The 15,507-nt window shown below is 60.5% G+C and carries 15 protein-coding genes; 9 read left to right on the forward strand and 6 right to left on the reverse strand.

Annotated elements, in window-relative coordinates; translation table 11 throughout:
* Window positions 1-44 precede the first annotated feature (44 nt).
* Window positions 45-1,238, forward strand: coding sequence for an NAD(P)/FAD-dependent oxidoreductase (locus H7C18_RS16375; RefSeq protein WP_185130157.1), 1,194 nt, complete (start codon window positions 45-47; stop codon window positions 1,236-1,238).
* Window positions 1,238-1,519 (forward strand): hypothetical protein, encoded by a 282-nt coding sequence (locus H7C18_RS16380; protein WP_185130158.1) that lies wholly within the window; start codon window positions 1,238-1,240, stop codon window positions 1,517-1,519. Before H7C18_RS16375 ends, H7C18_RS16380 begins: the two co-directional genes overlap by 1 nt.
* Before the next feature lie 732 nt (window positions 1,520-2,251).
* Here H7C18_RS16380 and H7C18_RS16385 read toward each other — a convergent pair.
* The 3 genes from H7C18_RS16385 to hemQ form a co-directional block, all read right to left on the reverse strand.
* Window positions 2,252-2,884, reverse strand: coding sequence for an acyl-CoA-like ligand-binding transcription factor (locus tag H7C18_RS16385; RefSeq protein ID WP_185130159.1), 633 nt, complete (start codon window positions 2,882-2,884; stop codon window positions 2,252-2,254).
* A 39-nt stretch (window positions 2,885-2,923) separates the two neighbouring features.
* A complete protein-coding gene (locus tag H7C18_RS16390; protein WP_185130160.1) occupies window positions 2,924-4,450 on the reverse strand; it encodes an MDR family MFS transporter in 1,527 nt (508 codons plus the stop codon).
* 210 nt (window positions 4,451-4,660) lie between these two features.
* A complete protein-coding gene (hemQ, locus tag H7C18_RS16395; RefSeq protein ID WP_185130161.1) occupies window positions 4,661-5,404 on the reverse strand; it encodes a hydrogen peroxide-dependent heme synthase in 744 nt (247 codons plus the stop codon).
* Window positions 5,405-5,583: 179 nt separating this feature from the next.
* Between hemQ and H7C18_RS16400 the strand changes: the two genes are divergently transcribed.
* From H7C18_RS16400 to H7C18_RS16410, 3 genes are all read left to right on the forward strand, one after another.
* Window positions 5,584-5,868 carry a YuiB family protein gene (locus tag H7C18_RS16400; protein ID WP_185130162.1) on the forward strand — a complete coding sequence of 95 codons (285 nt, stop codon included), beginning with the start codon at window positions 5,584-5,586 and terminating at the stop codon, window positions 5,866-5,868.
* Window positions 5,869-5,902: 34 nt separating this feature from the next.
* Window positions 5,903-6,307: a GtrA family protein gene (locus H7C18_RS16405; RefSeq protein ID WP_185130163.1), complete on the forward strand. Its 405-nt coding sequence runs from the start codon at window positions 5,903-5,905 to the stop codon at window positions 6,305-6,307.
* 63 nt (window positions 6,308-6,370) lie between these two features.
* Window positions 6,371-7,246, forward strand: coding sequence for an alpha/beta fold hydrolase (locus H7C18_RS16410; RefSeq protein ID WP_185130164.1), 876 nt, complete (start codon window positions 6,371-6,373; stop codon window positions 7,244-7,246).
* On the opposite strand, the gene H7C18_RS16415 is transcribed toward H7C18_RS16410, so the two are convergent.
* A complete protein-coding gene (locus tag H7C18_RS16415) occupies window positions 7,237-7,719 on the reverse strand; it encodes a GAF domain-containing protein (RefSeq protein ID WP_185130165.1) in 483 nt (160 codons plus the stop codon). The two genes, H7C18_RS16410 and H7C18_RS16415, sit on opposite strands and share 10 nt — an antisense overlap.
* Window positions 7,720-7,890: 171 nt before the next feature.
* Here H7C18_RS16415 and H7C18_RS16420 point away from each other — a divergent pair, with 171 nt between their 5' ends.
* The 3 genes from H7C18_RS16420 to catA all read left to right on the forward strand — a co-directional run bounded on the left by H7C18_RS16420 (window position 7,891) and on the right by catA (window position 11,179).
* Window positions 7,891-9,417, forward strand: a complete 1,527-nt coding sequence (locus H7C18_RS16420) for a DnaD domain protein (protein WP_185130166.1) — start codon at window positions 7,891-7,893, stop codon at window positions 9,415-9,417.
* Between the two features lie 35 nt (window positions 9,418-9,452).
* On the forward strand, window positions 9,453-10,403 hold the full coding sequence (locus tag H7C18_RS16425; RefSeq protein ID WP_185130167.1) for an ATP-binding protein: 951 nt from the start codon (window positions 9,453-9,455) through the stop codon (window positions 10,401-10,403).
* Window positions 10,404-10,528: 125 nt separating this feature from the next.
* A complete protein-coding gene (catA, locus tag H7C18_RS16430) occupies window positions 10,529-11,179 on the forward strand; it encodes a type A chloramphenicol O-acetyltransferase (RefSeq protein ID WP_185130168.1) in 651 nt (216 codons plus the stop codon).
* A gap of 87 nt (window positions 11,180-11,266) precedes the next feature.
* Here catA and H7C18_RS16435 read toward each other — a convergent pair whose 3' ends face one another.
* Window positions 11,267-11,413, reverse strand: a complete 147-nt coding sequence (locus H7C18_RS16435; RefSeq protein ID WP_185130169.1) for a YqzM family protein — start codon at window positions 11,411-11,413, stop codon at window positions 11,267-11,269.
* A gap of 223 nt (window positions 11,414-11,636) precedes the next feature.
* Between H7C18_RS16435 and uvrC the strand changes: the two genes are divergently transcribed.
* On the forward strand, window positions 11,637-13,673 hold the full coding sequence (gene uvrC / locus H7C18_RS16440) for an excinuclease ABC subunit UvrC (RefSeq protein WP_185130170.1): 2,037 nt from the start codon (window positions 11,637-11,639) through the stop codon (window positions 13,671-13,673).
* On the opposite strand, the gene H7C18_RS16445 is transcribed toward uvrC, so the two are convergent.
* On the reverse strand, window positions 13,654-15,288 hold the full coding sequence (locus H7C18_RS16445; RefSeq protein ID WP_185130171.1) for a CPBP family intramembrane glutamic endopeptidase: 1,635 nt from the start codon (window positions 15,286-15,288) through the stop codon (window positions 13,654-13,656). The genes uvrC and H7C18_RS16445 overlap by 20 nt on opposite strands.
* Between the last annotated feature and the right edge of the window lie 219 nt (window positions 15,289-15,507).

Consider the following 15,507-nt stretch of genomic DNA (forward strand, 5'->3'; position numbering starts at 1 on the left):
AAACATAGACATATACACAAACATCGGATTGGATGGGATCAACCATGAGCAGCATTCCAAAAATCGTGATACTTGGCGCGGGATACGGCGGTATCTTGACCTCCCTTCGATTGCAGAAGGAGCTTAACTATAATGAAGCGGACGTAACTCTGGTGAACAAGCACGATTATCATTATATTACGACGCATCTTCATATGCCTGCGGCCGGGACGGATCATCCGGACAACGCCCGCGTAAATATTTCCAAGCTGATCGACGAATTCAAGATCGACTTCGTCAAATCGACGGTGGTTCAAATCCGGCCCCAGGACCGCAAGGTCATACTGGAAGACGGAACGCTGTCATACGATTATCTGGTCATCAGCCTTGGAGGCGAGTCGGAGACGTTCGGCATCCCCGGGCTGGCGGACAACGCTTTTACGATCCGCAGCATCAACTCGGTTCGCCTCATCCGCGAGCATATCGAATATCAATTCGCACGTTACAAACGGGAACCGCATCGGACGGACTATCTGACGTTCGTCATCGGCGGCGCGGGCTTCACCGGCATCGAGTTCATCGGCGAGCTGGCCGACCGGATTCCGGACCTGTGCAAGCAGTTCGACGTCGAGCGTTCGCTCGTCAAAGTGATCAATATCGAAGCGGCTCCGACCGCGCTGCCGGGCTTCGACCCCGAGCTGGTCGAGTACGCGATGCAGGTGCTGCAAAAGAAGGGCGTTACGTTTCGCATCGGCACCGCCATCAAGGAGTGCACGCCGGACGGCGTCATCGTCGGGGAAGGCGAAGAGATCAAATCGCAGACCGTCATCTGGACAGGCGGGGTTCGCGGCAACCGCCTGATCGAAGAAGCCGGATTCGAGACGATGCGCGGACGCGTCAAAGTCGACGAGTTCCTGCGCGCCCCGGGGCATGAGAATATTTATGTGCTGGGCGACAACTCCCTCATGTTCAACGAGGAAGGGCGTCCGTACCCGCCGACGGCGCAGATCGCGATGCAGCAGGGCGTCAATTGCGCTCACAATCTCGTCGCTTCGATCCGCAGCCAATCGCTGAAGCCGTTCGTCTTCCAGAACAAGGGAACGGTAGCTTCGCTCGGCAAAGGCGAAGCGATCGGCGTCGCCTTCGGCAAGAAGTATAAAGGCCGGACGGCGGCCTGGCTGAAGAAGATGATCGACTTGCGCTACTTGTTCATCATCGGCGGCATTACGCTCGTGCTGCGCAAAGGCAAGTTCCTCTAATGAGACACTGCAGCGTGCAAGTAAGGGGGCTGCTGACCCGGGACGAGCTGGACCGCTACAACGCGCTCATGGAAGTGGGCAGCTACCTGGAATCGCAGCGCCGCTACGACTTGTCCGCCATCGTTCAGGCAGAGGTGGATCTGCTCATTCAGCCGGGCATCGAGCGGTTGAAGGAGAAGGGACGCCAGCGCGATCGGATGACGCAGGAGTACCTCGAAGAGCGCCGGCGCGCCGAATGGGAAGCCCAGATGCGGGCGGCCGAAGAAGAAGATGAGGATTAAGACGGGCGCGCCGATCGGGCCCGCCGGCGATAGAAGCCCTCGGAACCGTTCCAGGAAGGAGCGGGCCCGAGGGCTTGTTCGTTGTTCGACAATTGCAGGAGTACGGGGTAACGGGAAGCAGACTGAATTCGCTCTGCCCAGGACGGCCGTACGTCGGGCGATCGGCATGCGGTTTGGCGGTTTGCCGAAGCTATGGAGCTTGATTTTTGCCGCACGCATACTGACCCTTGTTAGCCTGCTGTCCCTGTAGGTCTTGCTGGCCTGGTTGGCTACATTGTCCCGGCCGGCCTGGTTTGGGCCGCTTGCTTGCCGGAGATCAAAAGCCCTGCAAATCTGCAGGAATTTGATTTAAAGTCCAACGATGTATACCTAAAACCTGCAAAAATGCAGTTATTTTGGTGGCGGCAGCGAACCAGGGCGGATTAGCGTGGGAAAACCTGCACTTTTGCAGGTATTTCGCGAATAAGTAGCAAAACAGCTTGGAATTCCTGCATTTTTGCAGTTTTTGATTAGCTGGCGGATGCGATAGCGGTGGAGTGAAGGCGATAACGGTCCGGCTGAGCGATAGCGGTTAAGTGGTCAAGACTAGGCGATGACGGCCGAGCTAAGCTTCTCTGCTCGCGGGTACGTTTCGGATTAATCGGAATGAACCTCGAAACACAGCCATCACATTTGGTGGGAAAGCCGGGGACTTCCCGCAAAAGGAAACCGAATCATGATGAAAGCAAGTTTTCACTTTTGCGGAGTGGTTCCCTGACCCGCCAGCGGCTGCCCTGTCTCCAAGTAGGACAGGGCTTCGTCGACCGTCTGCGCGAAATCCGCTTCGGGATGGTTCTTGCAGTAGATCTGCACGGTCATCATGGCTCCGAGGATGGAGCCGGCGAACGTCATCACCTGGAAGTCGTCCTTGGACCGTCCGAGCCGTTCGGCCATGATCTCCGCGATCATCAGCAGCGTTTCGTTCATCTGCATGAGCGAAGCCGCGCGCAGTTCCGGAACGCTGATCATCAAGCCGATCCGTTCCTTAAGCGCAGCACTTTCCTCCAGCGTCATGCCGGCGAATCCTGCCCGGGCCGCCGCGCGAAACGCTTGAATCGGGGTTAATTCCGGAGGCTGCCGCTGGAATTCGCGGACCAGGATCGGATCGTATTCGTCATCCAGCACGAGCGCTTCCTTCGTCGGGAAGTAACGGAAAAACGTGCTCGGCGAAATTTCGCACGCCTCCGCAATCTGCTCGATCGTCGTCTCGCGGTAGCCCTGCTCGCGGAAGAGCCTAAGCGCCTGCTGCTGCAGCGTCAGCCGGGTTTTGCGCTTCTTCCGCTCGCGCAGTCCGATCTTTTCCTTGCCTTGCGTATCCGGGGGCATGGCCTTATCACCTCATCTGTGATTGTACCCGATCGCCCCTCAGGCTTCCAGCGCCTCTTCCTTCTTTCCTTTTTTGGCGTTCTCGGCGGAAGCGGTCAACACTTCCTTTTTCAAGAACAGGCAGATGACAAAAGCGATGAGAGCGAAGATGGCGGAGATCCAATAAAGGTGTTGAAAAGCGCCGGAGAAGATGGCTTTGATCTGCTGCGCCAGCTTCTCGTCCAGCCCGGACGGAATGCCGCCTTGGGCGGCCCGGGCCAGACCGGCGGAGCTGTCCGCAGGCAGCGATCCCGTCAGCTTGCCGATACCGGAAGTAATCCGGGATGCGAGCAGGCTGCCGAACACACTGACCCCGATCGTAAGCCCGAACGATTGGAACAGGGTGACCGACGATAAGGCGATGCCGCTGTTTTCCTTGTCGACCGATTCCTGCACGACCAGATTGTTGTTGAACAGAACGCCGAAGCCGAGCCCTAGAATGGCGAAGTAGGCGCAGATGGCGACGATGCCGGTGTTCATGTCCATGCCGGTCATCAGGAAGAAACCGAGCGCGGGCAGCAGCATCGATACCGTGAAGACCGTACGATAAGGCACCTTGGTCATCATCCGTCCGGACAGGATGCTGGACAGAATCGCTCCGACCATGAGCGGCAGCGTCATGTAGCCGGAGGCGATCGGCGTGAGGCCGAGCACGTTCTGGGCGAAAAACGGGATCGAGGAGAACGACCCCATCAGGCCGATGACGACCGTGAACACGATCAGGGACAATAAGACGAACGTTCGGTTGCGGAACAAGCGCAGCGGAAGAATCGGCTCCTTCGCCTTGGCTTCCGCATACGCGAACAGTCCGAGCAGAGCCGCGCCGAGCGCCCACAAGCCGACAAGCGTCGGCGAGCTCCAGCCGTAGCCTCGGGTCTCGTGAAGAACCGGCGTCAGCAACAGGGAGACGATCGAGCCGACGAGCAGCAGCGCCCCCGCCCAGTCGATGCTCGCTTCCTTGTTACCCTTGGATTCCGCCAAGCCGGCCGCCAGCACGAGGGCGGCGATGACGCCGACCGGGATATTCACCCAGAAGATCCAGTGCCAGGATACATGCTCCGTCAAATAGCCTCCGATCAGCGGACCGAGAAGCTGCGGCACGAACATGACGGCTCCGAACATTCCTTGCGTCTTGGCGCGCTGCTCGACCGTGAACGTATCCCCGACGATCACCATCGCAAGCGGCATCAGCCCCCCGGCTCCGATGCCCTGAATGCCGCGACCCAGCAGCAGAACGGGCATCGAACCGGCGAAGCCGCTGACCAGTGAGCCCGCGATGAACAGCCCCATGCTGACCATATAGATCCGCTTTCGTCCGTAGAGATCGGCCAGCTTGCCGAGAATCGGCATAAAGGACGTCATCGTCAGCATGTAGATGCCGGTGACCCAACCATACAGCGACAAGCCGTTTAAATCGCGGATCATCGTGGGCAAGGCGGTGTTGACGACGGTCTCGTCCAGCTCGGAGAAGATCAATCCGATGAGCAGGCCGATAACGATCAACGTCTTGTTGTTTGTTGTTCTCAAGGCTAAATCCTCCTCAGTTTGGAGTTTCCATAATGAGAGTTTATATATTTTGATAGTAACTGTCAATTTAAATTTAATATCATTTTTTGTCCGAACCCGTAAGCAGGTTAGCAAAAAGAAATGGCCGCGAAATCGCCGAAAGAGGCGTTTTCGCGGCCATGGCGGCCTTTCATATTCTTGAAAAGGGATGCGTTTGAAGAGGAGACGGTGCTACTTCAGCAGCTCGGCAAGCGAATCGTGCGTGAGCCGGTTGCCGACGTAGAAAGCGCCGAACTCGCCGTAGCGCGCGCTCACTTCATCGAAGCGCATCTCGTAGACGAGCTTCTTGAACTGCAGCGCGTCGTCCGCGAACAGCGTGACGCCCCATTCCCAGTCGTCGAAGCCGACCGAGCCGCTGATGATTTGCTTGACCTTGCCCGCGTAGCTGCGGCCGATCATGCCGTGGCTGCGCATCATCGCCTTGCGCTCCTCCATCGGCAGCATGTACCAGTTGTCGCCGAGCAGGCGGCGCTTGTTCATCGGGTAGAAGCAAATATGGTTCGACTTCGGCAGAATCGGCTTCAGCCGCGCGACGATCTCCGGCACCTGCATCGGGTCGACTCCGGGCTGTCCCATGTAGTTGCTGAGCTCGACGACGCTCACGTACGAATATTCCTTCTTAGTGAAGCGGGCGAACGCCGAACGGTTGAACGCATTCTCGATCGCGTTCAGCTCCTGGAGCGTCTCGCGCAGGTGCATGAAGACCAGATCCGCCTTTTGCCCGACGACGGCGTAAAGCGCCAGACTTCCTTCCTTGCGCTCCTCGACTTGCTCCCATTCGGCGACCAGGTCGAACAGGCTGCGCCGCGCCTGATCCTTCTCGGCCTCGGTCGCGTCATTCCATGCCGCCCAATCGATCGTCCGGAAATCGTGCAGGACGTACCATCCGTCCAAAGTTTGCGCTGCTTCGCTCATTCGTCTTCCTCTCCTTGTTCTCTCGCTAGGTTGAACAACACAACTGCTCTCTATTGTAGCGGAAGTGCGAGGCGCGGGGCAAACGGGCCCCGTCGGCCGCATTTCTAAGGATTGACTCGCGGGGAACCGATTTTGTAAACTGAAGGAAGGAATCGATCGAGGAAGGAAGACGCGAGACCATGACAGAGCTTATCCAAGAGATTCTCGGAACCGTGCTGTTTTTCGTGCTGTTCTTCGGAATCGGCTTTATTCTGAATATGCTGATCAAGACGACCTGGATGCCCACGTGGCTGTACTGTATCGTCGTGCTGCCTCTCGGCGTCTGGTACTTCTGGAAGCCGGATCTCAGCCTGCTCTCGTTCATCGGCGTATTCCTGTGGCCGTTCGCTGCCGGCATCGGAGGCGCGCTTACGAGCGGGTGGGCGATTCAGTCGCTGCGCAAGAACGGCTACCGGATGTTCTGACGGATTTTTCGGCCGGAAGCAAGGAGGATAGGCCATGAGACGAGAATGGCGGAAAATGGCGAAGTTCGCTTTCGTGGGCGCGATGAACACGGGAGTGGATTTCGCCGTTTTTGCGGCGTTGGTATACGGGTTCGGAGCGTCGACGGGGTGGGCGCAGACGGTGTCGTATTTGTGCGGATTCCTCAACAGCTACGTTTGGAACCGGAGCTGGACGTTCCGGACCGCCGGCCGGATCGACGTGCGGGAGTTGACCCGATTCGGGGCTGTCAACGCGCTGTCCTTCCTGCTGGCAACGGCGGCGTTGCTCGGATTGCAGAAGGGTTTGGATTGGAGTCCGCTGGCCGCCAAAGCGGCATCGATCGTCGTGTCGCTGGCCGTCAATTATGTCGGCAGCCGGCTATGGGTATTCCGCGGCGAGACGGCTTCGGCCCAGGAATGAAACGCGGGCAAAAACGGGAAAACTGACAGGTAACGATTCTTCGCGAGCCTGGAGGCGATTCCCTTGCCCTTGCTGCACGTAAGCGGCATCCGACTGCATTATCACGTTCAAGGCGAAGGGACGCCCGTCGTTTTCCTGCACCCGCCGTGCATGGGAAGCCGGGTGTTCACGTATTTGCGCAACGATTTGGCTCGGGACCACCGAACGCTGATGCTCGACTTGAGAGGACACGGGCGGAGCGATTCCTCGGCTCATCCGATCACGATTCCGATGCTGGCGGAAGATCTGTGCCGGACGATGGATGCGCTGGACATCCCGTCGGCTTTTTTGTGTTCTTATGCGCTGGGCTCGCTGCCGGCGCTCGAAGCGATGCTGGCTCACCCGGATCGGTTCCGGGGAGCCGCGCTGCTGTCGGGCATAGCCCAGGCCGGCGGCTCCCGCATCCGGCTGATGGCGAAGGCGGGCATGGCGGCCGCCTCGCTTCGGGCGCAGGAGCTGATCTCGCTCACGGACAGCTGGCGGCATGCGGACAGCCCGGAGACGTTCCGGAATCTGCGGGCCGAAGGGGCCGCGGGCGATCCGGCCAAATGGCGCGAATACTTGTCGGCCTGCCTTCAATATTCCGCGTCGGATCGGCTGTGGTTCATCAAGCAGCCGGTCCTGCTGCTGTACGGAGAGAAGGACCGGGTGTTCCTCCCGGCGGCCCGGGATTTGCGGCAGGGATTGACGAACGTCTCGGCGGCCTGGATTCCGGGCGTTCGCCATACGCTGCCGGTCCATTCGGCGGCAACGGTCGGGAAGCTGATCCGCGGCTGGATCGAGGCTCTGGACGAGAGGCAGGGAGAGCCGAAGCGGCGGAACGACCGGAGCAGGATCGGGCTAGCGGGCGAATCGGATCGCGATACGGATCCCCGACCGCATCCGGACGGCTACAGGTAGACCGACAGCCGCCGGTTGAACTCCTCGAGCAGCTGCTTATCCTCCTCGGAAAAACGCCCCTGGCGCGGGCTGTCGACGTCCAGCACCCCGATCAGCCGGCCCTGCGCGTAGAGCGGAACGACGATCTCCGCGCGGGATGCCGGATCGCAGGCGATGTGTCCGGGAAAACGATGCACGTCCTCCACTATCAGCGTCTCCAGACGCGCGGCCGCCGTACCGCATACGCCCCGTCCGAGCGGTATCCGCACGCAAGCGGGCTGCCCCTGGAACGGGCCCAGCACGAGCTCTCCGTTTTCGAGCAAATAAAACCCGACCCAGTTGATGTCCGGCAAAAACCCGTTCAGCAGCGCCGCCGCGTTGGCCAGGTTGGCGACCCGGTTCGTCTCGTTCTCGGCCAGCCCGCGCAATTGGGCGAACAGCAGCCGCTCATTTTCTTCGGGGGTTCCGGTGTAAGATGTAGGCACAAAAGCCATCGCCGGTCATTCCTCCTTCGCAACATGGTCCCTTCAAGCATAAGCCAATCCGCTCCCGAATCCAAGCGCTGCCCGCCGAGCCGCCCGGCGGGGGTTCTTTTCCTGTCCAGATCGGACTCTCTTTATGCTACAATAGAGGGACCAATCTAGGAAAAGAGTGTCGAATCCGCTATGCGAGTGTCGAACCGACTGGAATTTACCGAAAATCACCGTTACGTCGCTTACCGGGATTTCGCGCTGAGCGGGCTTGAGCGGAAGCTGCTCACCCGTCTCTATCAGCCGATGATCGGAGCGTTCGCGGTCGGCCTCTATCTGCTGCTCTATCACCATCTGGAAGACGATAGAACCGGTTACTCCGTCCCCGAGCCGCAGCGAAGGCTGTTTCTCGGGCTCGATCTGGAGCCGAACGCGGCCGGGCGCCAGGCGCTGATCGAGCAGGCCTCGCGGCTGGAAGCGGTCGGGCTCGCCCAGGTGTTCCGGCAGTACGACCCTGCCACCGAGGAGACGCTGTACGAATACGCGCTGCTTCGGCCTCTTGCGCCGGGAGAGTTTTTTTCGAACATGCACCTGACGCTGCTATTGAGAGATAAGCTTGGCAAAGTTGCGCTGCTGGAGCTGAAAGATGAGCTCGTTCCCGCTCCGCCCGTCGGGCTTGCCCGGTTTATGAACCGCGAGGATGTGACGATGCCGTTCTACGAGCTGTTCTCGCTGAGCGCGGCTCCGGTCGATCCGGAGCTGGAGACGGCACTGACCGAGATCGCGCCGGCGCGAGAGAAGAACGGCGCCCCGAGTCCGCCGGAGCGCATCCGCCACAGCGAGATGCTGCTGCGGTTCCCGCGCGGCTCGGCGAACCGGGGACACGTAGAGCGGCTTCATCGTCAGCCGGAGACGATGGCGCAATTGAATTTTCTCGCGTACAAATTCGATCTGGACGTACCGGACGTGTGCCGCCTGCTCGACGAAGACGGGCTGTTCGCCGGCGACGGGACGCTGCGCTGGGACGAGCTTCAGCACCGCGCCAACCTCGTGTACCGGCAAGGCCGCAAGCGCGGGGAGGAGCGGGAGCGGCGGCTGTCGCGAAGCGACGCGGCCGAAGCGGAAGGGACGCCGGAGGAGGACGCCTATGAGACGGCGATGCCGTCCACGGTACAGCCGCTCGACATTCCGGAGCGGTTCCGGCTCCGCGTCTCGGTCGACACGTACAACGCCATGCTGCGTCGCGAGCCGTACACGCGGCTGCTGGAGCGTTTTTTCCCCGGGACGGTGCCCGACGCTTACGTTCGCGCCTTCGAGCGGATCGACTTGAACTACAAGCTGCCCGAACCGGTCATCAATGTGCTTATTCATTACATACTCGGCATGGACCATACCCAGCGGCTGACGGTCAAGTTTATCGATTCGGTCGCCTCGAACATGCTGGCCAAAGGGATCGACACGTTCGAGAAGGCGGTCGCGTACGTTCGCTCGCAAGTGAAGCTGAACGAGACGCTGGAGCGGCGAAGAAGGGGCGAGGACGACGCGGCGAGAGGCCAGGCGGCGGGAAGCGGGCGAAGCCGCGGAAGCGCGGGCTCCGGCGCCAGGCGGAAGCCGGCGATGCCGGTCGTGGAAGACCGGGGAGCAGAGACGGAGATACCGGCGGAAGAGCTGGAGAAGATGAGGGAGCTTGCGCGCAAGCTCAAAAATCCCGGCAAGAGCTGAACTGAACGCCGATTCGGAGAGAGGAGGGGATGAGGATGGAATCGTTGGGAGAGGCGCTGCGCGGCTGGCAGCGGACGGCCGGCATGAAGGACGTCCGCGAGCTGGCGGACCGGGTGATGGCCGATCCGCTAGTGAAGAAGCTGCGGGAGAGGTATCCCGGGTTGGACGACCGGACGCTGCGGATCAACCTGAACAAGCTGTACCAGATGTCGGTCGAATACCGGAACTGCCGCGAATGTCCGGGGCTGGAACGTTGTCCGAACGACATGCAGGGCCATTCGACGCGGATTACCTGCGAAGAGTTGAACGGGCAATGGCAGCTTTTCGACGAGAAAACGCCTTGTTCGAAGTGGCTCGCTTACGAGCAGCGGGAGCGGATCCGGCGCCGGATTACGAGCTATTACGCGCAAGTGGATATCTCGGGAGAAGAGTACGACGAGGAGCAGATGTTCGACCTGGACGCCGAGCGGAGGCAGGCGGTTCACCGGCTGTTGGCGTTTATCGAGGAAGCCCGGAACCAGGGCTTGCCGAAGAAGGGGCTGTACCTGATGGGCAGCTTCGGCACGGGCAAGACGTATCTGGCCGGTTACCTGCTCAGCAAGCTGGCCAGGGAAGGATTCTCAGGAGTTATCGTCTACATGCCGGAGTTCGTCGAGGACGCGAAGGCGCTCATGATGGAGCCGCAGAAGCTGAAGGAGACGCTCGCGCTCATGAAAGAGTGCGATCTGCTCGTTTTCGACGACATCGGCGCGGAAAATTTGAGCCCGTGGGTGCGCGACCACGTGCTGGGGGCGATTCTGAACTACCGGATGAACCGCAAGCCGACGTTCTACACGTCCAATCACGACCTGGAATCGCTGGAGAAGCATTTCAGCTTCACGCATAAGGAAGGCGAAGAGATGCACAAGGGCCAGCGGCTGATGGACCGGATCCGGCCGTTCGTCGACGTCGTGCACGTGCGCGGGCGCAATCAGCGCGGCGGTTGAACCATAGCGGTAGGGGCCGAAAAAAGAGAAGCGGTCAACACTACGAAAGAGGAATTGGACATGGTCAAAGCGGTCGATGAGGCCTCCTAGAATAGCTATTATATTTTAGGAGGCTGATCCCAAAAATGATATTTCGCCCGATCGAGCTGGATACCTGGAGCCGCAAACCTTACTTCGAGCATTACCTTCACCGCGTGCGCTGCACGTACAGCATGACGGCGCCGCTGGATATCACCCGGCTGCGCGCGCATTTGAAAAGCAAAGGAATCAAGCCGTACCCGGCGTTCATCCACATGATCGCGACGGCGGTCAACCGCCACGAGGAATTTCGCGTCTGCTTCGATTCGGAAGGCCGGCTGGGCCGTTGGGACAGCCTGTCTCCCAGCTTTACGATTTTCCACGAGGACGATCGAACGTTCTCCTCTCTGTGGGTTCCGTACAGCGAAGATTTCGGGACGTTCTGCCGCCGATACTCCGAAGACATGGAGGCATACGGGGACCGCAAGGAGTTAGCCGCCAAGCGGGGCGAGCCGCCGAACGCGTTCCCCGTCTCTTCGATCCCGTGGGTCGGCTTTACGGGCTTCAACCTGAACATCTACGATGAAGGGAAGTTCCTGCTGCCGATCTTCACGATGGGCAAATTCACGGAGGAGGGCGGCCGCGTTCTGCTGCCTTTGTCGGTGCAGCTGCATCACGCCGTTTGCGACGGCTATCATGCCGGCGTGCTGTTCCGCGAGCTGCAGGAACTGGCCGACAGCTGCGCGGACTGGTGCTGACCAATGTTAAAAGCGTGAACGATAGGCAAAAAAACATCCCGATGCCGCCGGAGCGGAATCGGGATGTTCCTTCATATGCGGAACGGATCAGGTGATGGCGTACTTAATGATGACCGCGATGAGGAAGACGATGAACATGAAGGCGGACATGCCGCCGAAGCCGACCATCAAATCGTTCAAGTCGTCTCGCGGTTCTTCGTTAATATGCTTGCGTGGATCTTGGACGTTCTCCATGATGGACCTCCTGACAAAGATCGTTATTTCCAGTATACCCAACTTTTCTTTTCGTTGTAAAGAGATCTTGCGGACAAAGATTTCCGGCACCGGCTTGCGAACCGGTCCGCGCAAAGGTGTGCGTTCGCCCGCAGGGGAACGTTCATTCTCGTGGCGGCTGTGATACAATGGAGAGAGTGCGGCATCGCCGCCGGCCATTCGTTCATTTAAGGAGGCGTCCGCCATGGATGCGTCGAAGCCTGTTCATCATACTTCTCTTCATGCCACCCAAGCGTCCGAGAACATACGCAACAAGCTGGCGCTTTTGCCCGACAAGCCGGGCTGTTACTTAATGAAAAACGGGGAAGGCACGATCATTTACGTCGGCAAGGCGAAAGTGCTCAAGAACCGGGTCCGCTCGTATTTCAACGGGAGTCACAACGGCAAAACCCAGAGGCTCGTCGCGGAAATCCGCGATTTCGAATATATCGTCACGGCCAGCAACATGGAGGCGCTCATCCTCGAGTGCAACCTGATCAAGCAGCATCACCCCCGCTATAACGTGCTGCTCAAGGACGACAAGACGTTCCCGTACCTCAAGATCACGAACGAGGAGCATCCCCGGCTGGAAGTGACGAGGCGCGTCGTCAAGGACAAGGCCAAGTATTTCGGCCCCTATCCGAACGCGTTCGCCGCCCAGCAGACGAAGAAGCTGCTCGACCGGCTGTATCCGCTGCGCAAGTGCCGGACGCTGCCGGATAAGGTATGCCTGTATTATCATCTCGGACAATGCCTCGGTCCATGCGTCTACCCGGTGGAGCGGAGCGAGAACGAGCGCATGGTCGCGGAGATGACGAAGTTTCTGAACGGCGGCCACGATGAGATCAAGCGGGACTTGCAGCGGAAGATGGAGGCGGCGGCGGAGGAGCTCGCGTTCGAGCGGGCGCGCGAATACCGCGACCAGATCCAGGCGATCGAGGCGGTCATCGAGAAGCAGACGATTACGCTGGCCGACGCGATGGACCGCGACGTGTTCGGCTACGCCGTCGACAAGGGCTGGATGTGCGTGCAGATTCTATACATGCGCCAGGGGAAAATGAACCAGCGCCACGTGTCGGTCTTTCCGTTCTACGGCGAGGCATTCGAGGATTTTCTGACGTTCGTGACGCAGTATTACAGCGACAATCCGGCGCTCCCGCGGGAGATCCTGCTGCCGAACGCGCCGGCGGAAGAGGCGCTGGCCCGGGAAGCCGCCGCAGCGGCGGCGGGCGCGGAAGCGGCTGCAAGCAATTCGGGCGCGGCCGGGCTCGCCGATGAAGCCGGGCTGGCCGACCTGGAGGGAGAAGCCGCGGATGAGAAGGACGATGCGGCCGAGTCCGGCGAAGCGGTCGACTTCGCGGAGTCGCTCCGGCGCTGGCTGCATCTGAAGGTCATGGTGCCGCAGCGCGGCCGGAAGCGACAGCTCGTCTCGATGGCGTGCGACAACGCCGTTCGGGCGCTGGAGGAGAAGTTCCGGCTGATCGAGCGCGATCAGGACCGGAGCGTCAAGGCCGCCCAGGGACTTGCCGAATGGATCGGCATTCCGTCCGCGAGCCGCATCGAGGCGTTCGACAACTCGAACATGCAGGGGGCGAACCCGGTATCGGCGATGGTCGTGTTCACCGACGGCAAACCCGACAAGAAGGAATATCGCAAATACAACGTCCGAACCGTCGAAGGGCCGGACGATTACGAGACGATGCGCGAGGTGATCCGCCGGCGCTACGAGCGGGTGCTGAAGGAAGGGCTGCCGTTGCCCGACCTGATCGTCGTGGACGGCGGGAAAGGGCAGATCGCTTCGGCGATCGACGTGCTGGCGAACGAGCTCGGGCTCGACGTGCCGGTGTGCGGCTTGGCCAAGGACGCAAAGCACCGGACCGCCCAGCTGCTCGTCGGCGATCCTCCCGAGGAGGTGCCGCTGCCCCGGGACAGCCAGGAGTTCTACCTGCTGCAGCGCATCCAGGACGAAGTGCACCGCTTCGCGATCACTTTCCACCGCGAGAAGCGCGCGAAGTCGATGATCGCCTCCCGCCTGGACGCGATCCCCGGCATCGGCGAGAAGCGCCGTAAGCAGCTGCTGAAGCATTTCGGCTCGCTGAAGGCGATTCGCGAAGCGGCGGTCGAAGACTTCCGCGCCGTCTCGATCGGCGAAGCGCTGGCGCGCCGCATTTTGGACGCGCTGAACGAAGATCAGACCCCGGCTCCTGCCGAAGAGCAGGAGCCTACGCCTGCCGAGGAGTGAGGGCGGGGTCTCCTCCCCGGTGCCGCCAGCGATGCGCCAGACTGATGGCGCCGCCGGCCAGGGCGGGCAGCGCGATGCTGAACAGGCCGCTGACCCAATCGTAAGGCAGGCCGTCGAACAGCAGCTGCATGCCGACCAGCGTGGCGTCCAGCGCCGCGTGGGCGAAGAACACGGCGATCAGGCCGAAGCGCAGCATGAACCAGCCGAGGAGCACGCCGAGGATCGTTAGTTCGATCAAGCGGGAATAAACCGGATAGATCGGATAGCCGACATGGCCGAACGCCCAGGTAACCGAAGGCGGCACCATCGCCGCCAGCGTGAGCAGCGACGCCGCCCTCGGAGAAGGCTCCCTCCGCAGAACTAGCCGGGCGCCGGAGAGCAGCCAGCCGCGCAGGAGTCCGATGCCGAACAGCCGGTACAGCGTTTCTTCGGAGAGCGCCGCGCACCAGGCGATCATCGGCATCAGCCAGGAGAACGTCAGGTTATACGGCGACTGGGACGCGTCGGAAGCCGAGAAGGTGCCGGCGAGCCTGTCCAGACCGACCAGAATGACGGATTGCGCCCCCAGCAGAATGAACGCGAGCGCATACCCTTGGCGCACGCCCCTCATGATCGTGCGTCCGTAGTCGGCTTCCGCCCAGCGGGCCCATAGCGAGCGCCCCATGCGCTTCCACAGGCCGCTTCCCGCGACGGCCGCAAAGTAAGTGACGAGCGCCGTCCCCGCGAGAATGAAGCCGTTCGCGATCAGCAGGGCGTAGACGGTCGCGTCGTCGACCGGAAGCCCCTTGCCGGACTGCGAGCGGAAGCCGGCCGTCATGTTCAGCGTGAACGCGAAGTACAGCAAAAAGTAAATAACGGCGATGGTCCGGCCGCGTTTGAACGACGTCCACTTCCGGCAAGCGATGGCGTATGCGACCGCCAGCACGAACAGCACGATCTGGGGGAGAAGGAAGCCGATCGCGGACATGCGCGAAGCGAGACTCTTTTGATCGGCCAGGTAGGCGGTGAACGATTCGGGCAGCGAGAGCCGGTACAGCAGCTCCGCGCCGGGCTTGACGAGCAGCTCCGGCGTCGCTTCCCCGACGGTCTTGTCCGTCCGGTATACCATCGCGCCGTCTTCCGCCTGCGCGCCCGTCGGCGTCCAACGGGCCGGATCGAATCCCCCGCTTTTAATCGTGTCCTCCGCGGTCATCCGGCCCGTTCGCCGGCCTCCCGATCCGTCCTCGAGCCAACGCCAAGCGACCGTTTTTCCGGACTCCATCTGCAGCGACAGCTGTAGGAGGCTGCCGTCGTTCAGCCATAGATCGGCCCGGTAAACGTCGGTCGGAAGCAGGTCGTCCCAAGCCTTATCGTAATCCTCCGTCAGCTTCGTCTTCTCCAGGTACCCGACCGCCGAACTGTCGCTTACGTGGGTCAGCTGGATTCGATTCACGTCGCTTCTCAGAATTTTCCAACGATTCGCCGCCGACTGCAGCGCCAGCTCCTTCGCCTTCTCCCGGTCCATGACCCGGTGCTGCGGCGATGTGGCGAAGGATTCGAGGCTGGGAAATACCTGAATGGTCAGAAAGGCCAGAAATCCGACGCACGCAATCATGAACCAACGCAAAGTAAACAACCTCGATTCCTCCGTTCGATCCGCATCATATAAGGAAAACGCATTCATCGCCATACTGCTCCCGCGGGACTCCCATTTGCTCGTCCAAGCCTTAAAAAAGGCAGAAAGGACGAGAGAACGGGGAAGAAAAGCCTCTCGATCCCGTTTTTTGCCCCCATTATCCTTGTATACGCTGCGGACGGTTATTAATGAACCTATTTCCCGCTTGTTGCCGCGACT

This window comes from Cohnella zeiphila (assembly GCF_014212055.1).
Taxonomy (GTDB): Bacteria; Bacillota; Bacilli; order Paenibacillales; family Paenibacillaceae; genus Cohnella; species Cohnella zeiphila.